Annotated in this window: 19 protein-coding genes and 3 tRNA genes; 14 read left to right on the forward strand and 8 right to left on the reverse strand. The window is 34.6% G+C overall.

The window, feature by feature from the left end:
• Nucleotides 1–65 precede the first annotated feature (65 nt).
• Complete coding sequence (locus ACZZ9T_RS07475; protein ID WP_463441544.1) at nt 66–1784, reverse strand: peptide MFS transporter; 1719 nt, start codon at nt 1782–1784, stop codon at nt 66–68.
• Between the two features lie 136 nt (nt 1785–1920).
• On the reverse strand, nt 1921–3573 hold the full coding sequence (locus ACZZ9T_RS07480; protein WP_463441545.1) for a peptide MFS transporter: 1653 nt from the start codon (nt 3571–3573) through the stop codon (nt 1921–1923).
• Nucleotides 3574–3657: 84 nt separating this feature from the next.
• Between ACZZ9T_RS07480 and ACZZ9T_RS07485 the strand changes: the two genes are divergently transcribed.
• Together ACZZ9T_RS07485 and ACZZ9T_RS07490 are read left to right on the forward strand one after the other, a co-directional pair.
• Nucleotides 3658–3903 carry a hypothetical protein gene (locus ACZZ9T_RS07485; protein ID WP_463441546.1) on the forward strand — a complete coding sequence of 82 codons (246 nt, stop codon included), beginning with the start codon at nt 3658–3660 and terminating at the stop codon, nt 3901–3903.
• On the forward strand, nt 3890–4195 hold the full coding sequence (locus tag ACZZ9T_RS07490; protein ID WP_463441547.1) for a type II toxin-antitoxin system RelE/ParE family toxin: 306 nt from the start codon (nt 3890–3892) through the stop codon (nt 4193–4195). The genes ACZZ9T_RS07485 and ACZZ9T_RS07490 overlap by 14 nt, the downstream gene beginning before the upstream one ends.
• 53 nt (nt 4196–4248) lie before the next feature.
• Here the strand turns inward: ACZZ9T_RS07490 and ACZZ9T_RS07495 are convergent, their stop codons facing one another.
• Nucleotides 4249–6378, reverse strand: a complete 2130-nt coding sequence (locus tag ACZZ9T_RS07495; protein WP_463441548.1) for a S9 family peptidase — start codon at nt 6376–6378, stop codon at nt 4249–4251.
• Between the two features lie 119 nt (nt 6379–6497).
• Here ACZZ9T_RS07495 and ACZZ9T_RS07500 point away from each other — a divergent pair, with 119 nt between their 5' ends.
• The gene (locus tag ACZZ9T_RS07500; protein WP_463441549.1) at nt 6498–6971 is read left to right on the forward strand and encodes a hypothetical protein; all 474 of its coding nucleotides are present in this window, start codon (nt 6498–6500) and stop codon (nt 6969–6971) included.
• 65 nt (nt 6972–7036) lie between these two features.
• Here ACZZ9T_RS07500 and glgP read toward each other — a convergent pair whose 3' ends face one another.
• A complete protein-coding gene (gene glgP / locus ACZZ9T_RS07505; protein ID WP_463430969.1) occupies nt 7037–8692 on the reverse strand; it encodes an alpha-glucan family phosphorylase in 1656 nt (551 codons plus the stop codon).
• 155 nt (nt 8693–8847) lie between these two features.
• On the opposite strand from glgP, the gene ACZZ9T_RS07510 reads away from it, so the two are divergent.
• Entirely contained in the window at nt 8848–9645 is a 798-nt protein-coding gene (locus ACZZ9T_RS07510; RefSeq protein ID WP_463441550.1) for a hypothetical protein, read from the forward strand.
• A 136-nt stretch (nt 9646–9781) separates the two neighbouring features.
• Nucleotides 9782–11878: a T9SS type B sorting domain-containing protein gene (locus ACZZ9T_RS07515; RefSeq protein ID WP_463441551.1), complete on the forward strand. Its 2097-nt coding sequence runs from the start codon at nt 9782–9784 to the stop codon at nt 11876–11878.
• Between the two features lie 33 nt (nt 11879–11911).
• Here ACZZ9T_RS07515 and ACZZ9T_RS07520 read toward each other — a convergent pair whose 3' ends face one another.
• The gene (locus ACZZ9T_RS07520; RefSeq protein WP_463430975.1) at nt 11912–12271 is read right to left on the reverse strand and encodes a nuclear transport factor 2 family protein; all 360 of its coding nucleotides are present in this window, start codon (nt 12269–12271) and stop codon (nt 11912–11914) included.
• Between the two features lie 151 nt (nt 12272–12422).
• Here ACZZ9T_RS07520 and mtaB point away from each other — a divergent pair, with 151 nt between their 5' ends.
• Both mtaB and ACZZ9T_RS07530 read left to right on the forward strand, forming a co-directional pair.
• Nucleotides 12423–13769 carry a tRNA (N(6)-L-threonylcarbamoyladenosine(37)-C(2))-methylthiotransferase MtaB gene (gene mtaB / locus ACZZ9T_RS07525; protein ID WP_463441552.1) on the forward strand — a complete coding sequence of 449 codons (1347 nt, stop codon included), beginning with the start codon at nt 12423–12425 and terminating at the stop codon, nt 13767–13769.
• Nucleotides 13770–13826: 57 nt separating this feature from the next.
• Nucleotides 13827–15329 carry an FMN-binding glutamate synthase family protein gene (locus tag ACZZ9T_RS07530; protein ID WP_463441553.1) on the forward strand — a complete coding sequence of 501 codons (1503 nt, stop codon included), beginning with the start codon at nt 13827–13829 and terminating at the stop codon, nt 15327–15329.
• 56 nt (nt 15330–15385) lie between these two features.
• On the opposite strand, the gene ACZZ9T_RS07535 is transcribed toward ACZZ9T_RS07530, so the two are convergent.
• On the reverse strand, nt 15386–16120 hold the full coding sequence (locus ACZZ9T_RS07535) for a hypothetical protein (protein WP_463430981.1): 735 nt from the start codon (nt 16118–16120) through the stop codon (nt 15386–15388).
• A 54-nt stretch (nt 16121–16174) separates the two neighbouring features.
• Here ACZZ9T_RS07535 and ACZZ9T_RS07540 point away from each other — a divergent pair, with 54 nt between their 5' ends.
• Nucleotides 16175–16618 carry an RNA-binding S4 domain-containing protein gene (locus tag ACZZ9T_RS07540; RefSeq protein ID WP_463441554.1) on the forward strand — a complete coding sequence of 148 codons (444 nt, stop codon included), beginning with the start codon at nt 16175–16177 and terminating at the stop codon, nt 16616–16618.
• Here ACZZ9T_RS07540 and ACZZ9T_RS07545 read toward each other — a convergent pair.
• Nucleotides 16613–17128, reverse strand: a complete 516-nt coding sequence (locus ACZZ9T_RS07545; RefSeq protein WP_463441555.1) for a shikimate kinase — start codon at nt 17126–17128, stop codon at nt 16613–16615. The two genes, ACZZ9T_RS07540 and ACZZ9T_RS07545, sit on opposite strands and share 6 nt — an antisense overlap.
• Before the next feature lie 116 nt (nt 17129–17244).
• Here ACZZ9T_RS07545 and ACZZ9T_RS07550 point away from each other — a divergent pair.
• From ACZZ9T_RS07550 to ACZZ9T_RS07560, 3 genes are all read left to right on the forward strand, one after another.
• Nucleotides 17245–17317: transfer RNA gene (locus tag ACZZ9T_RS07550), tRNA-Lys, on the forward strand.
• A 34-nt stretch (nt 17318–17351) separates the two neighbouring features.
• A tRNA-Leu gene (locus ACZZ9T_RS07555) sits at nt 17352–17434 on the forward strand.
• A gap of 65 nt (nt 17435–17499) precedes the next feature.
• Nucleotides 17500–17572: transfer RNA gene (locus ACZZ9T_RS07560), tRNA-Lys, on the forward strand.
• Between the two features lie 98 nt (nt 17573–17670).
• On the opposite strand, the gene panC is transcribed toward ACZZ9T_RS07560, so the two are convergent.
• Complete coding sequence (panC, locus tag ACZZ9T_RS07565; protein WP_463441556.1) at nt 17671–18519, reverse strand: pantoate--beta-alanine ligase; 849 nt, start codon at nt 18517–18519, stop codon at nt 17671–17673.
• A 168-nt stretch (nt 18520–18687) separates the two neighbouring features.
• On the opposite strand from panC, the gene ACZZ9T_RS07570 reads away from it, so the two are divergent.
• Genes ACZZ9T_RS07570 through glmS form a run of 3 tightly spaced genes read left to right on the forward strand, consistent with a single transcriptional unit; the run spans nt 18688 to nt 22924 of the window.
• Nucleotides 18688–19458, forward strand: coding sequence for a glycogen/starch synthase (locus ACZZ9T_RS07570; RefSeq protein ID WP_463430987.1), 771 nt, complete (start codon nt 18688–18690; stop codon nt 19456–19458).
• A 14-nt stretch (nt 19459–19472) separates the two neighbouring features.
• On the forward strand, nt 19473–21047 hold the full coding sequence (locus tag ACZZ9T_RS07575) for a DUF4270 family protein (RefSeq protein WP_463441557.1): 1575 nt from the start codon (nt 19473–19475) through the stop codon (nt 21045–21047).
• Nucleotides 21048–21070: 23 nt separating this feature from the next.
• On the forward strand, nt 21071–22924 hold the full coding sequence (glmS, locus tag ACZZ9T_RS07580) for a glutamine--fructose-6-phosphate transaminase (isomerizing) (RefSeq protein ID WP_463441558.1): 1854 nt from the start codon (nt 21071–21073) through the stop codon (nt 22922–22924).
• Nucleotides 22925–22980 lie beyond the last annotated feature (56 nt).

Below are 22980 nucleotides of genomic sequence, written 5' to 3' on the forward strand. Positions count from 1 at the left end.
CAATGTACTAATGTAAAAAAAAACCTCTGAAAAAATCAGAGGTTTGAATATTATTTTAAATGATTTTAGCTAACGCCATTCATCATTTTCTTTAATTTCGGTGATAAAATGGCAAGAATTACGGCTGCAATTCCACACAATACCACAAATACCATAAAAAATTCAAATAAGTTATGAATTTCTACTCCGGCAAATGTTGTATTTGCCATAGGTAATTGTTCTTTCTCAAATAATGCAACCTGCTCTGGTGTAAGGGTTACTTTTTTGTCTAAAACGTCTTGAAGGTTTACCCCTAACTTTTCAGCCTTCACAAACTTATCTCCAGTTGCAGGAATAATTGCGCCTAATGAGCCTGCTAATGCATAGCCTGCTGCATTGGAGATGAAGAAAACTCCATAAAGTAAAGATGCAAATCTTTTTGGAGCTAATTTACCAACTAATGATAATCCAATTGGTGATAAACAAAGCTCACCCATTGTTTGGATTAAGTATAATAACATTAACCACTTGATAGCTAATAGACCTGTATTTCCTAAATCTTTTACGTTATAAGCAATAATGAAATAACTTAAAGCAATTAAAGCAAGTCCGATTGCCTGTTTCATTGGAGAAACGGGTTCTTTTCCTTTTGCTCTTAATTTGTCCCAAAGTAAACTGAATGGCAAAGCTAAAGCCACAACAAATAATCCGTTGAAAATCTGAACCATTGATGGTGGCATATTCCATCCAAAAATATCTCTGTCAGTTTGATTATCTGCAATGAAAGTTAATGATGAACCAGCCTGCTCAAAAGCTGCCCAAAAGAAAATAATAAAGAATGAAACGATATAAATAACCCAAATTCTTTGTCTTTCTATCTTGTTTTCAGCGGAGCTCATAATTAAGAATGCCAGTGCAATTCCTGCTGCATAGATAAATGGATAAATTATTCCTTTTATCAACTGTCCCATTCCTACAGAACTGAATCCGAATTCTCCCACTAAGATATATCTGAAAACAAAGAAAAGCGCAACGAATAATATTGCTGCAATTCCCATGTTTTTACCAGAAAATTCTGCAGTTTGCGTTTCTCCTTCTTCAAAATCATCACTTGTATTGTTTTTTGGTAATCCACCGATAGGTCTCCCTTCTGGTGTTACTACATACTTATTTTTAAGAATAAAGAATGTTACTGTACCTATAAGCATTGCGATTGAAGCAGCTAAGAATCCCCATTTGAATGCGAAAATATCTCTAACGCCTTCAGAATCTTTTACATCTCCTAAATATGGACAAATGAACTGGCCTAAAAATGCACCAATATTAATTCCCATATAAAAAATGGTAAACGCTGAATCTAGTTTAGACTTTTCCTGTTTTGGATAAAGACTTCCTACCATTGAGGAAATATTCGGTTTGAAAAATCCATTTCCAAAAATAATAATGAATAGAGCCAACCACATTAGAGTTTTTGCACCTCCAAGGTTATCAGAAAAAGTAGAAGCACTGAAAAATAAAAGCAATTGCCCGATCGCCATTAAACTACCACCTACTAAAATTGCATTTCTGTTACCAATGTATTTATCTGCGATGAAACCTCCTAAAAGTGGGGTCAGATAACATAAAGCCAAGAAACCACCATAAATAATTGCTGCATCTGCTTCTTTAATTAGGAGAGAATTTACCATAAATAAAGTAAGCAATGCCCTCATACCGTAGAAGTTGAAACGCTCCCACATCTCTGTTCCGAATAGAACCCATAATCCCTTAGGGTGTTTAGTTTTTGGCTGAACCGCTGTATCCATATATTAATTGTTAATTTTTTGTTAAGACCCACAAATATAGTTTTTTTTGCGTTTTTGACAAGGTTTTAATTTTTTATTTTAAACAAAAAAGCTGCAGAATAATCTACAGCTTTGGTTATGTTGAAGAATAAAAGAATTAATTAACTCCTTTTTCTTTCATTATTTTATTTAATCTTTTTAAAATGGATAATCCTAAAAGTGTTGCTAAAAGTAAAAGACCAAAATTCACGATAAAGAAATTGGCTTTATTATCGTAATCATACCAAAAACTCGCTAAAACTCCTGAAAGTTTGTTCCCGATTGAGGTAGAAAGGAAAAATCCTCCCATCATTAATGCCGTTAATCTCGGAGGCGAAAGTTTTGAAACTAAAGATAATCCCATGGGCGAAAGGCAAAGTTCACCTACTGTAATCACTCCATATGCAGCAATTAGCCATAAGGCGGATACTTTTACCAAACCGTTCTGTCCGGCGTACACCGCTCCCACCATAACCAAACATGACAATGCAGAAATAAATAATCCTAATACAATTTTTGAAGGTGTACTCGGTTCTTTTCCTTTCCTGCGAAGCATCATGAAAAATGCTACCACTACCGGCGTGAGTACAATCACCCAACCCGGATTAATCGACTGGAATAATTCTGTATTGTATAAATTAACATCTTTTGTAGGATCTTTTTCTAATTTTGAACGCTCAGTTTCAGAGATATTTCTGAAATAAACATCTTTTCCCTGTTCTTTTAAAGGTTTTCCGGCTTTATCTTTTTGAGCTTGATACTGATTGTCATAAACAGAAACTTCTTGATCCTGAAAATCTTTTTTATCCACCAAATAAATTGCTTCTAAAGGTTTTTCCAGAGGAGCAGGAACAGTTCTGTCGGTGTAATAATTTGCCCAACGAGTTAATGCAGTTCCGTTTTGTTTGAAAACTGCCCAGAACATTAAACTTACTGCAAAAATGGCAAGCAAGGCACCAATTGGTTTTTTATCTTCTGCATTGGCTTTTACATAGAGCATTACATAAAAATAAATCACGGGAACACATGCAAAAATAAACGCATCTGTACTGTCACTTCCAAAAATATTATTAGGGATGAACCATCCGATCAATCCAAAAATAACGGCAGGTAAGAATACTTTTACCAATACGTCAGAAATCTTCGTGTCGCCTTCCTGTACAGGTTTCAAAATATTAGCCTGAAGAATATGTTGTCTCCCGATTGTGAAAACCAATAATCCGACAAACATTCCTACACCTGCAGTCATGAAAGCTGGACCCCATCCGTATTTATTACGCATAAATGCTGCGATAATGTTGCAGACAAAAGCTCCGATGTTGATTCCCATGTAGAAAATGTTGTAACCAGCATCTTTATTGGCTTTGTAGGGTTCTTCGTTATACAAGTTTCCTAAAAGTGTGGAGATGCTTGGTTTAAAAAAACCATTTCCTATAATAATTAAGGCTAAAGACGCATAAAAAAGCGGAAGTTCTTTAAAAAGTCCCACTCCGATATAACCTAATCCCATCAAAAATCCTCCGATGTAGATGGCCTTGATATATCCTAAAACCCTGTCAGCTAAAAACCCACCTAAGAAAGGTGTCAAATATGTCAATGCGATAAAAGTTCCGAAAATATCATCAGCGTTTTTATCGTCAAAAGCCAATCCGCCTTTTTCGCTGTCGATCATGTACAGAACGAAAATTCCGAGGATAAGATAATAGCCGAAACGCTCCCACATTTCTGTGAAGAATAAATAGGGAAGGCCTTTTGGGTGTTTGGTTTTCATGTATTAAGATTTTTACAATTTCACAAATATAAAATTTTTAATATAATAATTGAATTTTATTAACTTTGAGTAATAAAAGCAAATATGAATACAGTATTTCATTTGTCATCAGCTGACGAAATTAATGATGATTTAATTAAAAGTATAAAAGCTGCCTACAAAAAAAAACCCATCTCAATAACTATTGAGGAAGATTTATCTATTCCGAATTGGCAGAAAAACGAGGTTTTGAGACGAGCGGAATATGCCAAGGAAAACCCTGAGTCACTTTTAGATTTTGATGATTTTATTGATGATTTTGAAAGAAAATTATTAAATGAAAAAGGCTAAAATAGTTATTTCTAAAAACGCTGATTTTGACTTAAATGAAATAGCAGATTGGTATAATGTAATTGATAAGAAACTTATTTGGATGTTTTTAAAAGATTTTAAAACAAAAGCAAAATACATTTCAGAAAATCCTTTATCCTGTGAAATCAGATATGAAAATTTCAGAATTGCGTATCTAAAAAGGTTTCCGTTTGGTGTTCATTATAAATACAATGAAGAAAAAAATTTGATTGAAATATATTCAGTATTTCACGATTCAAGAAATCCTGATACATGGAAATCAAGAAAGTGAAAAACCGAATCTTATCATAAAGATTCGGTTTTTTATTTAAACTTATTGTAAAATTAAAGATTCTCCAAAATAAAATCCGTCATTTTCTGATATAACTGTGGTCTCGTCTGTCCGCCATAAATTCCGTGGTTTTTATCGGGATAAGCCATGAATTCAAATTGTTTTTTGTTTTGAATCAAAGCTTCAGAAAATTCCATAGAATTTTGAAAATGTACATTATCATCGGCAGTTCCGTGGATTAATAAGAATTTACCTTTCAATAAATTGGCGTAAGTTGTCGGTGAATTGTCATCATATCCGGCAGGATTTTCCTGTGGTGTCAGCAAAAATCTTTCGGTGTAAACAGAATCATAGTATCTCCAATTGGTCACTGGTGCAACTGCAATTCCTGTTTTGAAAACATCAGCACCTTTGGTCATCGCCAAACTTGCCATATAACCTCCAAAACTCCATCCAAAAATTCCGATTCTTGTTTTGTCGATGTATTTTTGAGTTCCGAACCATTTTGCAGCTGTAATCTGATCTTCAATTTCGTATTTCCCTAAATTTTTATATGTTACTTTTTTGAATTTGGCACCTTTGAAACCTGTTCCTCTTCCGTCAACACAAGCAATGATATACCCCTTTTGTGCAAGCATTTCAAACCAAAGTGCATTTCCGTTGTCCCAAGAATTTGCAACCTGCTGCGATCCCGGACCGGAATATTGGAACATAAATAATGGATATTTCTTGTTCGGATCAAAATTTTTGGGCTTAATAATCCAAGCATTCATCTGATCTCCTGCTGCATTTGGAATCGTAATAAATTCTTTTACAGCAAAATTATCTGCCTGCAATTTTTTCAGCTGATCATCATTGTTTTGGAGTTCTTTTAATTGTTTTCCGTTTCCATCTTTCAAAACATAAGAATAAGGTTTAGAAGCGGTAGATGAAGTTTCAATAAAATAATTAAAATTCTTACTAAAATTAGCCGAGTTGTTTCCTTCAGTATTAGAAATCAACTGCATTTTTCCATTTTCAATATTGATTTTAGAAACCACTTTATTGATGCTTCCTTTTTCCGTTGTCTGAACAAATATTTCTTTAGATTTCGGGTTGTAACCATAATAATCTGTCACTTCCCAATTTCCTTTGGTAACCTGTTTTTTCAGCTTTCCATCTTTGTCAAACCAATACAAATGACGGAAGCCATCTCTTTCAGAAGCCCAGAGAAATGAGTTGTCTTCCAAAAATTCCAATGTCACATTATCTGTATCGATCCACTTCTCGTCAGTTTCTGTGAATAGTTTTGTTGCTACTCCAGTTTTTGTATTCACTTTCAGAACATCTGAAGCGTTTTGTGTTCTTTGTGAAGTAATCAGAACAATTTCATCCGCATTTGAAGTTTGTATCACATTTGGAATATAATAATTCTTGAATTGATCTAAATTGACTCTTGTCTTTTTTCCATCTGCCAAATGATAGATGTGTGCCGTTGCAATAGAGTTTTTTTCTCCTGCTTTCGGATATTTGTAACGCATTTCACCTGGATAAAGTGATTTTCCGTAAACCGGAATGAAGATTTCCGGAACATCAGTTTCTACCAATTTTACAAACAGAATATCGGCTGAATTTTTCGTCCATTCATATAATCTTGCGTGCCCAAATTCTTCTTCATACACCCAGTCTGCAAGACCATTCAATACTTTGTTTTTAACACCGTGCTCCGTAATCTGCGTTATTTTTCCTGAATTAAAATCCTGATAAAATAAATTATTATCAACAATGAAAGAAATCTTTGAAGCATCAGGAGAAAATCTTGGTTCCTGAACAAATTTTCCTTCATTCAGACTTATCGTTTTTCCTGTTTTTAAATCTTTAATGTCAAATTTTCCTAAAAAAGAATGTCTGTAAATAGGCTGACTTTCTTTTAACAGAAGGATTTTAGATTCATCAGAAGAGAATTCATAGCTCTCAAAACTGCCGTCAACCAAATTTCCTTCTTTCTGAGAGGTTTTATAAGAATATTTTGCAATTCCGCCTTGTTCGATGACGAGATAATTTTCACCGTTTTTCATAGAGGTAATTCCCGCAATGCCTTTTCCACGGTAATATCCTGAATATATTTTATCTAAAGTAATTTCCTGCGCAGCTACATTTTGAGGTACCATAGCAAGACTAAGGGTAAGTAAGAGTTTTTTCATTTTTTAAAAATAAAGGAATCCAAAGATAACAATTTTATCAATTTGCACTGAAAAGCTTTTGGGGAATGTAATTTGGCAGTAAAATTGAATGTATTCTTTTACATTAAAAATAAATAATTATGGAAACGAATGCGCACGATCAGAAAATCAATAAATATGAACTTGAAGACCAAATTCTTTATACAGGTTTTTCAAGTTATGAAGATGCAGTAAGACATTCAGAAGAGCATAGCGGTAAAGTAGTGGAAGTCGCATTTAGAGACGGAAACGACAATCCTCAAATAACTTCAGAGGCTGGTTTGGTAGAAAAAAAACTGCATTATCATGTTGAAGCGGGCGATGAATACAAATTTATTCATTCATCTGACGAAGGATTCAGAAACTATGCAGATGAATTACAGAAAATTAAGGCAAAGCTTACACAATCTCCACCAGATGAGAGATATTTAGCAAGTTTTGAGATCGAAAACAGCGAAGATCCTATTATTGTTTTAAAAAATGGTGAGTTTGAGTCGGTTACTTCAAGAGAACGTTCTAAGTATTTGAAAAATGCTAACGTTTACGAAATTGGAGTTTCAGTTACAAAATCTTAAATCTTAAAAATAAATTTTACTTTAATAAAAACCCGTCCGTGAAATTATCACGGACGGGTTTTGTTTTATTTGTAAAGAATTTGATAATATTCATCAGCCATTCGGTCACTGTTGAATTGATCTTTAACGTCATTCATTGCATTTTGCTGTATTTTTCTCCATTTATTCGTGTCATCGTAATAGGTTGGCAAAATTTCGTTTTCAAGAATTTCGTATAATTTATTCAGATCATAATTATCTTGCTCATAAATACTCATGTTTTCGTAATCACATTTTGGTACTACGAAAGAATTTTCACCATGTTTCGCAAACTCGGGAATCCAGCCGTCATCTGTTGAAAGATTAACAGAACCGTTCATAGCAGCCGACATTCCGGAAGTTCCAGATGCTTCTCTTGGTACTCTCGGATTATTCAGCCATAAATCTGAACCCTGCTTTAAAGATTTGCTTAAAGCCAACTCATAACCGGTTAAAACTGCCATGGTTTTATGATTTTTACTCTCTTCAACCAGCGTATTAAAGGTAGAAACTGAAGAATAATCCATCGGATAAGGTTTTCCTGCCCATATAATCTGCACAGGATATTTTGGGTTATTTAATAATCTGTAAAATCGGTCTTTGTCGTGCAATAATAAGTCTGCACGTTTGTATCCTGCAAATCTTCTTGCCCAAACAATTGTGAAAACATTAGGATCAAATAAATTCCCGGTTTGATCGGCAACGATTTTAAACAGTCTCTTCTTTAAAAGTTTTTTACGATAATCAAAAATGATGTCGTTATTTTCGTCTTTACCGTTATAAAGTTCTTTGTCGCCCCAATATTTGAATTCCTGAGCATTTGTAATTGATTTGATTTCGCAAATACCGGGATATTTACTCCACATCGCTCTCGAAACTACGCCGTGAAGCTGGGAAACACCGTTTGCTACTCTTGCCATTTTTAATGCACAGAGAGAATGATTAAACAATTCGCCATCTGAACCTTCTAATTGTTTTACTTCTTTCATGCTCAATCCGGAAAAATAAGACATATCATAGCATAATTTCAGATTGTGCTTTTCATTTCCGGCCTCTTCAGGAGTGTGTGTGGTAAAAACTAACTTCTCTTTTACCTTCTGAAGATTTCCGTTGTATTTTTTTAACAGATGAAATGCAGCAGGAAGTCCGTGAGCTTCATTCAAATGATAAATTTCTCTTTCAATATTCAGTTCATCCAGCAATTTTGCACCGCCTTTTCCAAGCAAAATATATTGAGCAAGTTTTGTAGATTCGTTGGCGTCATACAGTTTATGGCTGATTGTTTTCGAAATATGATCGTTTTCAGGTACATCGGTAGAAAGGAAAAACATCGGTGCGGTATGAAAAATTTCCGGATCTAAATACCAGACTTTTACCCAAACAGGTGCGCTGTGAATTTCGATCTGAAATTTAATTCCTGTATCTTCAAGAAAGCTGTACATTTTCTTCGTCCAGGTTGGCTGTAAAGTTTGATCGTGGTTTCTTGCCTGATCATAATATCCGAATTTCCATAGAATCCCGATTCCTACAAGATCCTGTTTCAGGTTGTAGGCACTTCTCATATGAGAACCCGCAAGAAATCCCAATCCGCCGGAATATATTTTTAAAACTTGCTCAATTGCAAATTCCATAGAAAAGTAGGCAACTTTCTGAGTGTATTTTTCATTGATGCCGTAAGGTATTTTAAAATTTTTAAAATCCATAAAAAAATCAGTTTTGTGTTTAAAGATTCAAAGGTATTGAATAAGAAAATAAACTGAACATTAATTCTATAATAAATATTTTTAAATCTTGCTGTAGATTGGTTTTTTGTATTTACCTTTAAGTGTATATTTTTGATAATCAAAAACTTCCAAAAATGAAAAAGGTTTTTTCTGATGAAGATTTAATCAAGAATCTGAGCCTGTACCACCTGAATCGGCATCTTACAAAGAAGCCGATGGAGAAATATCACCGCACGATAGACGAATCCCAGCTTCACGACCGGGAAAAATATAAGAAGAAAGCAGAAATTTTGTTGCTGAATTCTTTTATGCATCATTTTCCGGAAATTACTTTTGAGAATCTTACCTGCGAAAGTCCTGACTTTATCGCAAAATTACACAATAAAAAAATTGGAATAGAATTAACTGAAGTTATTAATCATCTTGAAATGAAGAAGGTTGAGAGCAATTTGAATAAAATATTCCGCCAGGCAGAAATATTATTAGAAAATGAAGACACTACGAAATATCGTGGTGTTTATTTTTTATCGTTTCATGGGCATTTAAAATTTGATAATCCCGAACAACAACAGGAAATCGTCTTAAGTATTTATAAAAGTATCAAAAAAAATAAAGCTTCCGGATGTGTGAAAAGCATCAGGAAATCTTCTCACCGCAGAAATGTTTTTATTACCCATGAGTACAATATGAATCTTTTTGATGAGTTGTGTTCTGAAAAAATTTTAGAATTAATAGAAAAGAAAAATGAGAAGTTTCCATATTATGATCGCTCAGTTGACGAATGTTGGCTTGTGATAGTTTCTGATATGAATTCTCTGGCGTCTCGATATACTTTTATTCAGGATAAAGAACATTTGAATGAGGTTAAAAGTCCGTTTCATAAAATTTTCCATTTGGAGAATCTTTGCGGGAATATGACAAGTATTAAATAGATCACAGATTATGATATTTATTATTCATTTAAAATTATTAATTATTGTGAATTATTTTGTTTTATTCGTTATCTGGTGATTATTATTAAAATTTCATTATATTTGGTAAAGCTTAAACACTCATAACCAAATTAATATGAAAAAAACTCTATTCTTTTTTCTTTGCTGCATTTTTCAGATATATAATGCTCAAGCAGATTGTTCGACCGCATTATCGGTATGTGGAAATTCAAGTATTACATATAGTCCTACGGGAATTGGCTCCGTGAATGAGTCTTTGGGAGGTTGTCTTACCACGGGTGAGCATAATTCGATATGGTATAAATTAACCATTGCAACAAGCGGAACCCTTACATTCAATCTGGTTCCTAATGATCCTGATGCAGACTATGACTGGGCGGTTTATGGACCGAATGTTACCTGTGGAAATTTGGGATCACCAATTCGCTGTAATGCAGCCACTGTAATTGGTGTAGGAGCAGCTACAGGTTTGAATATGACGAGTACGATTATAAGTGCGGCAGGAGGGTCTACAACACCCTATTGCCAATATATGGATGTTCTAGCAGGACAAACTTATTATCTATACATAGACAATTGGGTGGGCGCCGGAGCAGGAACAACAGCTCCTTTTTCCTTAACTTGGGGAGGAACAGCAACACTGGCTTCACCTTTTACAGATCCAGCCTTGCAGCCTAATCCTTTTGTTCCGCCGGGATTACCGGCAGCAAATCCGGCAGATCCAAGAGAAATATTGATATGTGTAAGTCCTGCAGTGTTTGATTTTTCTTCACTGTCTTCAGGAATTTTAAATGGAAATCCTAATTTTGTGATTTCTTATCATACAACTCAAAACGATGCATTAGCGGGAACCAGCCCGATTACAGTTCCCATTACGGTAAATACGACAACGATATATTATTACAGTATTCGTTATCAGGATCCTGCTAATCCGAATAATCCACTTAATTTTTGTCGACAAATAAGTCCGTTTAAATTTAAACAAGGAAATATTACAGCTCTTGATAAGACATTAATGGCGTGTAACAATAACAAAGCGGGTACAGCAACTTTCAATCTGACCACTGCAGGCATTTTTACAGGTTCTAATGTGACGATAAAATATTATCCTACAATGGCAAATCTGAATGCAGGAACGGCTGAGATTACAAACCCGGCTCAATATGTTTCGGCAGGTGGAGTCGTATATGCACTCGTGACAACATCAGAAGGGTGTACTGATACTGCTGCTATCACGTTGAGTTTCTACCCTGAAGTAATTGTAAATGATGCCACTTTGCGTTTTTGCGCATTACAGGAAAATTTAGTCACCGCATCTTTTAACCTTACTACAGCGAATGTGACCTCACAAACAGGCACTACAAAAAAATATTACAAATCTTTACAGGATGCTGTAAGTGGAACAAATGAAATATCAACTCCCGCAGCGTACATCGCTCCAAACGGAGTGGTATACGTAAAAGTAATTGACGCAAACGGATGTTATGGTGTTGCAAAAATTACTTTACAGGTAATTCCTCCAGTGTATTCCTCTATTTTAAAAGATAAAATTATCTGTATTGAAGATAAGACGGTTTTGGATGCAGGCGCAGGATTTGACGGATACGAATGGAGTACCGGTGCAACTACACAAACGATTACCAATGTAGCGGTAGGGTCATATTGGGTGAAATTGAAAACCGGAGAATGTATTTCTTACCAGACTGTAAAAATCTACGCATCTGAACAACCGATAATTTCAAGTATTGAAATTTCTAATACCACTGTTACAGTGAATGCAAATGGTGGTAAAGCACCGTATCAATATTCGATGGATAATGTCAATTGGCAGGATTCTAATGTCTTTACAAATGTCAGAAGAGGCGATCATGTGGTTTATATAAAAGATTCTTATGATTGTGAGCCTGTGAGTGTTGGTATTGTTGTGCCTAATTTAGTCAACGTTATCACGCCAAACGGAGACGGCATCAATGATGTTATTGATTATTCTGCATTAGCCAATAAACAGAATTTGGTATTTACTATTTTTGACAGATATGGAAATAAAATTTTTCAGGCAGATCGCTTTAATAAGTATAAATGGGACGGAACCGCAGGTGGTAAAAATGTGCCCACAGGAAATTATTGGTATTCTGTAATCTGGAATGAAAATGATAAAAAGAGCACCTTATTCAAATATACAGGTTGGGTATTGGTGAAGAACAGAGAATAATAAAGTAGAAAGCCATCTCGCGAGAGATGGCTTTTAATTAAATGTTTCAGTATCCTTAAAATAATCTGATAGATAAAGAATTTTTCCTGACTCTGAAAACTGGATGATGGTGCAAATTTGGTTTCTGTAAGCGTCTCTTCCCAACAAATTTCCCAAAGAATCGGTTTGGTAAAAATATTTGTTGTTTCCCAAATGGAAAATTTCAGAAACACTCCATTCAATTTTTTCATATCGTCTGAAGATAGCTCTGAACAAAGCTAAAATTCGGGTTTTCCCTGAAATTTCTTTTGCTGGTGGAATCCAAATTACAGTTTCATCAGTAAACCATTTTTCAAGATTTTGAATGTTCAAAGAATTTAAATCCTGCATAAAATGGCTGATCTTACAATTCATAGGCTGCAATTTACGTTTATATACGTGAAAAATACCAAATTGGTTTTTATTTAGTAATCGCAAATATAGGTAATCGATGAGGCAAAACGAATCAATATATAATTTATATTTAAATCATTATCTTTGCACCTACTAAATTCAGGAAAAATAAATGTCTCATTTTCATAGAACAGCCGCATTTCATACGCTTGGCTGCAAATTAAATTTTGCGGAAACATCTACCATTGCTCGTCAGCTGACAGATGCAGGGTATGACAAGGTAAGTTTTGATGATAAAGCTGATGTTTATGTGATCAATACCTGTTCAGTAACTGAAAATGCAGACCGAGAGTGTAAACTTCACGTAAAAAGGGCGATGAAAGCCAATCCTGAAGGTTTAGTGGTGATTGTCGGTTGTTATGCTCAGCTAAAACCTGAAGAAATTTCACAGATTACAGGCGTAGATCTGGTTCTTGGAGCCAAAGAAAAATTCAATATTTTAAGTTATTTAGATGATTTAGAAAAATCTGAAAGTGAAGGTATTGTACATTCCTGCGAAATTGAAGAAACAGATTTCTTTATCGGAAGTTATTCTATAGGAGACAGAACCAGAGCTTTTTTGAAGGTTCAGGATGGTTGTGATTATAAATGTACCTACTGTACCATTCCTTTGGCAAGAGGGATTTCTCGATCCGATACGATCGAAAATGTATTGCAAAATGCAAAAGAAATTGCTGCGAGAGAAATCAAAGAGATTGTTCTTACAGGTGTAAATATTGGTGATTACGGAAAAGGCGAGTTTGGGAACAAAAGACATGAGCATACTTTTTTAGATTTGATTAAAGAATTAGATCAGGTTGAAGGTATCGAAAGAATCCGCATTTCATCAATTGAGCCTAATCTTTTGAAAGATGAAAGCATTGAGTTGGTTTCTAAAAGCAAAAGTTTTGTCCCGCATTTTCACATTCCTTTGCAATCCGGAAGCGATGATTTATTGAAAAAAATGAAACGCCGTTATTTAACCAAATTGTACAGTGACAGAGTCCAGAAAATTCGTGAGGTTATGCCTCATGCAGCGATTGGTGTAGATGTGATTGTTGGTTTTCCGGGAGAAACGGAAGAATTGTTTATGGAAACTTATAACTTCCTGAATGAGCTTCCTATAAGTTATCTGCACGTTTTCACCTATTCCGAAAGAGAAAATACCGAAGCAGCCGAAATGGATGGTGCAGTGCCGATTCCTGAAAGAAAAAGACGCAACAAAATGCTTAGGATTCTTTCTGAAAAGAAGAAAATGTCTTTCTACCAAACTCAACTTGGGCAAACACTTCCTGTTCTTTGGGAACACGAAAATAAAGACGGAAAAATGTACGGCTTTACAGAAAATTATGTAAGAGTACAAAAAGATTTTGATCAGGCATCGATCAATCAAATTGAATTTCTGAATTTAGAAAAAATCCTGTCAGATGGCACGGTTTCTGTGCAATCGTCTTACGAAAGTTTCTTAGCAAAAGCATAGTCTGTTTGCTTTATTTCAACTAAATTTATTCTTTTAACGTTACTAAATCTACATTTTATGAGAGATAAGTTTTTATCTTGGGGGTTCGTATTGGTACTTGCTACATGGGTTGTCGCATTGCTGATCAAGGCGCATTACTGGATTCCAACACTTTTAACAGTAATATATGTGTTGGGAGTTTACAATGCCTATCAAACGAAACACGCAATCTTGAGAAATTTTCCGGTCTTAGGATATTTCAGATATTTTTTTGAAGGTATTTCTCCCGAAATGCAACAATATTTTATTGAAAGAGAAACAGATGGTAAACCTTTTCCAAGAAATCAGCGTTCTGCAGTTTACAGACGTTCAAAAAATCTCAGTGATACGGTTCCTTTTGGAACTCAGTTAGAAATCAACCATAGAAAGTATGAAGGAATCAAACATTCTATTTATGCTAAATCTCCAAAAGAAGAATTGCCAAGAGTCTGGGTAGGAGGTGAGCAATGTACACAGCCTTATCACGCTTCATTATTTAATATTTCAGCAATGAGTTTTGGTGCATTAAGTGACAGAGCTCAGATTTCATTAAACAGAGGTGCAAAAAAAGGAAATTTCTATCATAATACGGGAGAAGGCGGAATTTCGCCACATCATTTGGAAGGAGGAGATCTTTGCTGGCAAATAGGTACAGGATATTTTGGCTGTAGAGATGATGAAGGAAAATTTAATCCGGAATTATTTATAAAATATTCAACAGTTTCGAACGTAAAAATGATTGAGATTAAATTATCTCAAGGTGCAAAACCCGGTCACGGCGGAGTTTTACCGGGTGTGAAAAACACTCCTGAAATTGCGAAAATCCGTCATGTACAACCGGGTATAACGATTATTTCTCCACCATCGCACTCATCATTTTCGGATGCCGCAGGTTTGTTGAAATTTGTGCAACAATTAAGAGAACTTTCGGGCGGAAAACCGGTGGGCTTTAAATTGTGTATCGGCGATACCAAAGAGTTTGAAGATATTTGTGTTCAGATGAATGTTTTGAAAATTTATCCTGATTTTATTACTGTTGATGGAGCAGAAGGAGGAACGGGAGCTGCACCGCCGGAATTTTCAGATGGTGTAGGAATGCCTTTGGAACCTGCTTTAATATTTGTAAATCGTACCTTAAAAAACTATAATTTAAGAGATAAATTAAGAGTCATTGCCAGCGGAAAAGTGTTGACAAGTCTAGATATTCTGAGAGCGGTCGCAATGGGAGCAGATATGTGCAATAATGCGAGAGGATTTATGTTTTCTCTAGGCTGCATTCAGGCGTTGAGATGTAATAATAACAATTGCCCAACCGGTGTTGCAACACAGGATAAAATGCTGATTAAAGGTCTTGATGTGACTGATAAAGCTGAAAGAGTATATCATTTCCACAAGAATACTTTACATACGTGTAATGAATTAATTGCTGCTGCTGGAAGAAGTTCTTACGAAGAAGTAGATGCTTCAATGTTTATGCGCGGTGATGAATTCGAGCATCTGTCGGATAAATATTTCCCGGATATTTTGGGAAATGTGAGATAATTTAAATTTTAAACTAAAAAAAATCCGCTTCAAAATTTTGAAGCGGATTTTTTATTTTATTGTTGACCAACAGGTCTTATTTCTGTATGATAAATCTGAAAGTTAAAAACGAAACATGCATTTTGAAGATTATAAAAATTAGCATCTCTTGCATAAGCTGCTTTAGACGGTACAATAATTACACCTTGTAAATTTGGCAATGTGCTGTTTGGAAGATTTTCAAAGCCATTAAAATATTTTAGACCTTCCTGAAGACCTTCTATTTCATAAAAGCTTCGGGGTTTTGCATCTGTTACGATGTTTTTTTTAGCGTAGTAGAAAGTGGGGTCTGTGATGGGAGAACCAGTCAAATCTATTGTATTTTGAAGAGAACCTGCAGAAGTTAAAGCAATATTTCCTTCATTATTTGTAGCTAGATAATAGGTAGCTCTCATCATTGTTTTGATCAGACTTGCGGTAGATGGAACATTTGAATCGGTGTTTATTGCAACTCCAGGATTCGGTTGTGCACCTTCTCTTTTAATGTAAATAACACCGGACGGAAGTTTTACAGGACTTAATTCTGATAATTTCTTAAAGTTATCATCAGCAGCATCTGTACTGCTGAATGCTTTGATGTTTCCTTGTGTGTCTAAGTAGTTATTATCCATGAATTTTTGGATAGCCTGCTCATCATATGTGTTTCTTACCTCAATGTTTTCTGGCTCCACGAATGTTTCCACTTCATCATCTTTCTTACAAGCTGAAAAACACAAAGATCCAGCAAGGATATAAAAAAATATTTTTTTCATTTCAAAAACTTTAATTACTTTACAAATAATATAACGGCAAAAGTATAAAAAAATATGAGAATAGATAAATTTTTATGGAGTATTCGTTTTTACAAGACACGAAGTATTGCTACAGATGAGATAAAAAAGAACAGAGTAGCGATAGGAGAGTCTGTGGTAAAGTCGTCTAAAGAGGTAAAAGAAGGAGATGTAATTAAAATCCGTAAAAATCAAATTGACTATAAAATTAAAGTCATACAAATCCCCAAAAGCAGAATAGGAGCCAAATTGGTTTCATTGCATATCAAAGATGTTACCGATAAGGAACAATATGAATTGCTTAAGCTGAGAAAATTGTCACAAAGTTATTACCGAGACCGTGGTGAAGGAAGACCTACAAAAAAAGACCGAAGAGAAATTGACGGTTATGTAGAAAATGATGTAGATTCGGATTTTACAGACTGGGACGATTTTTTTGGAGAAAGTAGTTCTGAGAAGGAAGAAGAAAAAGATCTATAAATACAGTTTCTCAATGATTTCGTTCATGATTTCTTCAGGTTCTTTAGAATCTGATGAGACGATAAATTGGGCTTTGCTGTAGAATTCATTCCTTTCAAATAAATGTTTGGCAATAAATTCAGGAAGGTTTTCTTCTGATATATGAGCAATTAAAGGTCTTTTTTCTTTTTGTTTTGAAATTCTTTCTATTAAAGTAGGAATAGAGGTTCGCAGAAAAACACTTTTAGAATTATGATTGATGATTTCCATATTGTTGTAATATACCGGTGTGCCTCCGCCAAGACTTAGAACTATGTTTTCTTCTGTAGCCAATATTTCTTCCAATATTTCTCTTTCAAGCTTTCTAAAATAGATTTCGCCCTTTTTTTCGAAGATTTCGGGGATTGTTAGTTTGTTTCTCCTTGAAATTTCTTTGTCAAGGTCGATAAGTCTAAAATTGATTTTATCGCTTAAAATTTTGGAAATGTGCGATTTGCCACTTCCCATGTATCCGACCAGTGAAATTATCATGAATTTATTTTTAACAAATGTGCGAAAAAGTTTTGAGAAATTAAAAAAAGTCCTATCTTTGCACCACTAAAAACAAGAGACATTGGTAACGATGAAAACTTGCTTATATAGTGACTGACTCGGTAGCTCAGCTGGTAGAGCAATACACTTTTAATGTATGGGTCCTGGGTTCGAATCCCAGCCGGGTCACTAGCAAAAATATTATATTTTTTTATAATTTTTTGCCTGCGTGGTGAAATTGGTAGACACGCCATCTTGAGGGGGTGGTTTCCTAAGGATGTGCTGGTTCGAGTCCAGTCGCAGGCACTGCAAAAAAAAAATTTGGTAATTCTAAAATTTATTTTAAATTTAACAAATCTAAAAACAAGACCGACTCGGTAGCTCAGCTGGTAGAGCAATACACTTTTAATGTATGGGTCCTGGGTTCGAATCCCAGCCGGGTCACTAGTTTACTGAAAAGTAAATTTTTTTCATATTAATATTTTGTGATTTGGTGTTCAAAGGCTTCCTTCAGGAAGCCTTTGATTTTTTACAGAAGGTGATTAATCCAGATGCATATTATCAATCAATCTCACACCGTCTACCATTACCACGATAAATGCTCTGTATGATTTATCTTTATAAAAAAAATCAGTTTCTTTTAAAGTATTTTCATCAGCAATCAAAAAGTATTCCAATTGCATTCCTTTTTGATCATCAAAAATATCTTTCACTCTGTTTTTAATTTCAGATATTGATATTACTCGGAACCAATCATTCACTTTTACAAGCGTCTCATAAATTACTTTAGATACTTCTCTTCGTTCTTCAGTAAGCCTTTGGTTTCTCGAACTTAATGCGAGACCATTTTCCGCTCTGTAAATATCAACTCCGATGATGTTGATATGAAGTTTCTTTTTCTCGGTCATTTTTCTGATAATTGCCAACTGCTGAAAGTCTTTCTCACCAAAATATGCATTATCAGGTTTTACCTGTCTGAAAAGTTCCTCAACCACAGTTCCTACACCGTCAAAATGTCCTGGTCGGGATTTTCCTTCCATTTCATTTTCCAAGCCATCAAAATCATAGTGTTGACTTTCTGCTTTTTCAGGATAGATGTCTTTTACTTCAGGAATATAAACGGCGTCTACTACACCAGATTTTTCAAGGATTTTAAGATCTCTATTGATGTCTCTGGGATATTTTTTCAGATCTTCAGCATTGTTGAATTGAGTAGGGTTTACAAATATTGATGAAATGACCAAGTCGTTTTCTGCTCTTGCTGCCTTATATAGAGAAAGATGACCATCATGCAATGCCCCCATTGTTGGGGCAAAGCCAATTTTCTTTCCCATTTCTTTCTGTCTTTCAATAAAATCCTGAAGCGTTTTTTTGTTTTTTAGAACTTCCATAAATTATTTTAATAGCAATTCAAAAATACTAAAATATCTTGTATTAATTTTTACGATTTGACACCCTGAATGAGCGAACTATCGTAAAAAAATGTTAATTACGATAATGTTGGATGTTTTTTTGTAATTTTGCAACTTATAGCATTATTTAAAATTATACAAAATTATATGCCCAATCAGAAAATACTGTACATTACCACAGAGATGTACCCTTATCAGGAAGATACAAATTTAGGAACAGTGGTAAACAAAATGGCACTTAAAATGCACAACGCAGGCAATGATGTAAGAGTTTTTATGCCACGATTTGGACAGATTAGTGAGAGAAAATTCCAGCTTCATGAGGTAATCCGCCTTTCTGGGATGAATATTATCATCAACGATTTAGATCAACCTCTTATCATTAAAGTTGCATCTCTTCCGGGAGAAAGACTTCAGGTATACTTTATTGATAACGAAGAATATTTTAAAAGAAAACAATACTATTTTGATGACGAAGGCGTTGCTTTCCCAGATAACGATGAGCGTGCAATCTTTTTTGCAAGAGGGGTTATAGAGACCATCAAGAAACTCAACTGGGTACCGGATGTGATTCACCTTAACGGATGGATGGCTTCATTTATTCCAGTTTATCTGAAAACTTTTTATCAATCTGATACGTATTTCAAAGATGCTAAAATCGTTCTATCTTTATACAATGAAAAAGATGCACCTTTGGATAAAAGTATTGTTGAAAAATTACAATTCGATAATATTTCAGGATTAGAAGCGTTAAATACTCCAAGCTTTCAAAGCTTTGTGATCGAAAGCATGAAATATGTGGATGAGGTTGTAAAAGGAGACGAGTTTCTGGAAGGAGATTTAGATAAAGCATTTAACGAAACTTCTACTTCAAAATCAGAATATTTAGACTTAGATTCTATCAATAAACTATATTAATAAAGAACATTTTGATGATTTATAATTTGAAAAAAGCCTTCACGATACTTTCAATGGCAATTGCTGGAGGGATGTTGGTGTATAATTGCGAACCGGAACCAGATTCTTTGGGTGAACAATTATTTTTAGACGGAGCAGCGAATGGTACTGAAGTGTCTTATGACGTCATTGCATATAATATTAATAATAATGACAGTATCAGAAGTGATGCTTCAAAAATAGGATTGGCAACTATTGGTGCCTTTTCTGAAGGTCAGTTTGGAAAACAACAAGCTGCATATTACACACAGTTGAGGTTACCCTCTTATGATCCTGATTTCGGTACAAATGCGGTTGTAGATTCTGTAGTTTTGGTTATAAAACCTACTTATGCATCAGATAGTCTTACAACTACAACAGACGAGAACTATGTTTATCCTGACGGAGCGGTACCTGCAAAAAAGGTGATCAATAGATATCCGGCTGTAAAATATGGTAAAGCGAAAGCTAATGGCGGAAAGCTTACTGTAAAAGTTCATGAAGTAACAGAATTTTTAGACGGTTTTAATGATATTGCTTATTCAAATAAAATTTATGAATTTAATCAATTAAATCCTATCGGATCTAAAGATTTTGATGGTTTCGTTAGATCTATTGCCATCACAAAAGATTCTGATAATGCTTCATTATTTTCATCTGAAGTTGGTTTCAGAATGCCTTTGGATCCTACTTTATTTCAAAATAAGATTATTGCTAAAAAAGGGCAACCAGAATTAAAAGATGTTGCAAGCTTCATCAGACATTTCAGAGGTTTGAGAATTTCTGTCGAACAACAAGATGGTTATTTGGTGCAGTTCTCACCTTCAACAGTTGAGTTGATGATGTATTATAAATCTGATAAAGTAGAAAGTGGTACTACAACTAGACCTCAGACAAAATACACTTTTTCTATAGGAAACGGAAACGTGCATATCGCAAACTATGCGTATGACAGAAATGGTTCTGCATTACAGTCGGCTTCTACAGGAAATACTACAACAGGAGATTTGAAACTATTTGCTCAGGGAATGGGTGGTAATTCTATCGGAATTAAATTTCCTCAGGCTACTATTAATAAACTGAAAACATTGTATCAGGATAATAAAGCAGCAATCATCAGTGCAAAAATCAGAATGTACACTGATCCAACTGCCTGGAATAACAAGTACTCTAAGCCTTCTCTAATGACTATTGTACAGAAAGATATTGTTGACGGTAAGGCAACTACAAATTTTACGGAAGATTTACTTAAATTGTCGGGTACACCTGGTTTCACTTATATCAGAACTTATGATTTAGATAAAAACCCTGCATACTATGACTTTACGGTTACCCAATCGTTAAAAAATATTGTAGAAACGGGAGCAGACTATACCAATAAATATTTCAAAATAGATATGGGTAATTTCCTGCAGTCTTCGACAGGAAGTACGCTTGCGGGATATCAGTTTACTACAAGACCGTTTTCTGTAGACAGAGCTGTTTTTGTAGGAACAGATCCTACCAATCCTGATAATGATCCAAGTAAGCCTTATGAGATTAAATTAAGGGTGACTTACGGTAAAAAATAAATAAAAAAACACGATATTAAATTATGTGCGGAATAGTTGGTTATACTGGGTTTCAAGATGCCTATGATATAGTTGTTAATGGTCTTAGAAGACTAGAATACAGAGGTTATGATAGTGCCGGAATTGTATTGGAAGGTGAAAACAATAGTTTTAACGTAGAAAAAACAAAAGGTAAAGTTGATGATCTGGTTGAAATTTCAGAACATTTAAAAGGAATTGCAAAAGTAGGAATGGGGCATACTCGTTGGGCTACACATGGTGTTCCCAGTGATAGAAATTCTCATCCACATGTTTCTAATAACGGTAAAATAGCAATCGTCCATAATGGTATTATAGAGAACTATGATACGATTAAAATAATGCTTTCTGATAAAGGATATACTTTTAAATCTGAAACAGATACTGAAATTTTAGTTAATCTGATACAATATTTTACAGAACTAAACACAGAAACAGATTTTCCTACTGCGGTAAGATATGCTTTGAATGAAGTATACGGTGCTTATGCAATTACTGTAATGCATGAAGACTATCCTGGAGTTTTGGTGGTAGGAAGATTGGGCTCACCTTTAGCAATAGGTATTGGTGAAAAAGAATATTTTATTGCTTCAGATGCTTCACCCTTTGTAGAGTTTACCAAAGAAGCTATTTATTTGGAAGAAGGTCACATGGCAATTCTTTCTTTAGAAAATGGTGTGGATATTAGAACAATTAATGATAACTCTAAAATTGTACCTGAAATTCAGGAGCTAAAGATGAATTTGGAGCAGATCGAAAAAGGCGGATATGAGCATTTTATGCTTAAAGAAATTTTCGAACAGCCAAAATCAATTCATGACACGATGAGAGGGAGACTTATTGTAGAAGAAGGTATTATTAAAATGGCAGGAATCTGGGATCATCTTGAAAGATTCAAAAATGCTAACAGAATCATTATTATCGCTTGTGGTACTTCATGGCACGCAGGTCTTATTGGTGAATATTTAATTGAAGAATTTGCGAGAATTCCTGTTGAAGTAGAATACGCTTCAGAATTCAGATATAGAAATCCTATTATTACAGATAAAGATGTAGTTATTGCTATTTCTCAATCCGGAGAAACTGCCGATACAATGGCAGCTCTAAAATTAGCTAAAGAAAAGGGCGCATTTATTTACGGAATTTGTAATGTAGTTGATTCATCAATTGCAAGAATTACAGATGCAGGATCTTACACTCACGCAGGTCCGGAGATTGGTGTAGCTTCTACCAAAGCGTTTACTGCACAGTTAACTATTCTTTCACTTATTGCATTGAAATTAGGAAAGCATAACGGAAATTTAGGAAACGCAGAATTTATGAGCTTAATTGCTGAATTGAACGCAATTCCTAAAAAAATTGAAGAGGTTCTGGAGGCTACTCATGAGTTAACTCAAAGTATTGCCAAGGACTTCATCAATGCAACTAATTTCCTTTATTTAGGAAGAGGTTACAATTATCCTGCAGCTCTTGAAGGTGCTTTAAAACTGAAAGAAATTTCTTACATTCACGCAGAAGGATATCCAGCAGCAGAAATGAAGCACGGTCCTATTGCACTAATTGACGAAAATATGCCAATTGTTATCATCGCTCCTAAAAAAGGGCATTATGACAAGATTGTAAGTAATGTACAGGAAATTAAAGCCAGAAAAGGAAAAGTGATTGCCGTTGTGAATAAAGGTGATACTCAGGTAAAAGCAATGGCAGATTATGTGATTGAGATTCCTGAGACTTCAGAGTGTTTTTCACCAATTGTTGCTTCAGTTCCATTACAGTTACTGGCTTATTACATAGCAGTTTACAGGGGAGCGAACGTCGATCAGCCTAGAAACCTTGCGAAATCTGTAACTGTAGAGTAAAAATACTTGCAAATAAAATAAATTTAGATTTTTTTCGTTATTCTAAAAAAAATCTT

It is taken from the genome of Chryseobacterium sp. AC417, from assembly GCF_979258215.1.

Excerpts from the sequence above, each read along its gene's own strand:
- ACZZ9T_RS07575 (WP_463441557.1), top strand. The coding sequence starts at position 19,473 with ATGATTTATAATTTGAAAAAAGCCTTCACGATACTTTCAATGGCAATT.
- ACZZ9T_RS07520 (WP_463430975.1), bottom strand. The coding sequence starts at position 12,271 with ATGAATTGTAAGATCAGCCATTTTATGCAGGATTTAAATTCTTTGAAC.
- ACZZ9T_RS07485 (WP_463441546.1), top strand. The coding sequence starts at position 3,658 with ATGAATACAGTATTTCATTTGTCATCAGCTGACGAAATTAATGATGAT.
- panC (WP_463441556.1), bottom strand. The coding sequence starts at position 18,519 with ATGGAAGTTCTAAAAAACAAAAAAACGCTTCAGGATTTTATTGAAAGA.
- ACZZ9T_RS07535 (WP_463430981.1), bottom strand. The coding sequence starts at position 16,120 with ATGAAAAAAATATTTTTTTATATCCTTGCTGGATCTTTGTGTTTTTCA.
- mtaB (WP_463441552.1), top strand. The coding sequence starts at position 12,423 with ATGTCTCATTTTCATAGAACAGCCGCATTTCATACGCTTGGCTGCAAA.
- ACZZ9T_RS07545 (WP_463441555.1), bottom strand. The coding sequence starts at position 17,128 with ATGATAATTTCACTGGTCGGATACATGGGAAGTGGCAAATCGCACATT.
- ACZZ9T_RS07475 (WP_463441544.1), bottom strand. The coding sequence starts at position 1,784 with ATGGATACAGCGGTTCAGCCAAAAACTAAACACCCTAAGGGATTATGG.
- ACZZ9T_RS07530 (WP_463441553.1), top strand. The coding sequence starts at position 13,827 with ATGAGAGATAAGTTTTTATCTTGGGGGTTCGTATTGGTACTTGCTACA.
- glgP (WP_463430969.1), bottom strand. The coding sequence starts at position 8,692 with ATGGATTTTAAAAATTTTAAAATACCTTACGGCATCAATGAAAAATAC.
- ACZZ9T_RS07510 (WP_463441550.1), top strand. The coding sequence starts at position 8,848 with ATGAAAAAGGTTTTTTCTGATGAAGATTTAATCAAGAATCTGAGCCTG.
- ACZZ9T_RS07490 (WP_463441547.1), top strand. The coding sequence starts at position 3,890 with ATGAAAAAGGCTAAAATAGTTATTTCTAAAAACGCTGATTTTGACTTA.
- glmS (WP_463441558.1), top strand. The coding sequence starts at position 21,071 with ATGTGCGGAATAGTTGGTTATACTGGGTTTCAAGATGCCTATGATATA.
- ACZZ9T_RS07495 (WP_463441548.1), bottom strand. The coding sequence starts at position 6,378 with ATGAAAAAACTCTTACTTACCCTTAGTCTTGCTATGGTACCTCAAAAT.
- ACZZ9T_RS07570 (WP_463430987.1), top strand. The coding sequence starts at position 18,688 with ATGCCCAATCAGAAAATACTGTACATTACCACAGAGATGTACCCTTAT.
- ACZZ9T_RS07540 (WP_463441554.1), top strand. The coding sequence starts at position 16,175 with ATGAGAATAGATAAATTTTTATGGAGTATTCGTTTTTACAAGACACGA.
- ACZZ9T_RS07480 (WP_463441545.1), bottom strand. The coding sequence starts at position 3,573 with ATGAAAACCAAACACCCAAAAGGCCTTCCCTATTTATTCTTCACAGAA.
- ACZZ9T_RS07500 (WP_463441549.1), top strand. The coding sequence starts at position 6,498 with ATGGAAACGAATGCGCACGATCAGAAAATCAATAAATATGAACTTGAA.
- ACZZ9T_RS07515 (WP_463441551.1), top strand. The coding sequence starts at position 9,782 with ATGAAAAAAACTCTATTCTTTTTTCTTTGCTGCATTTTTCAGATATAT.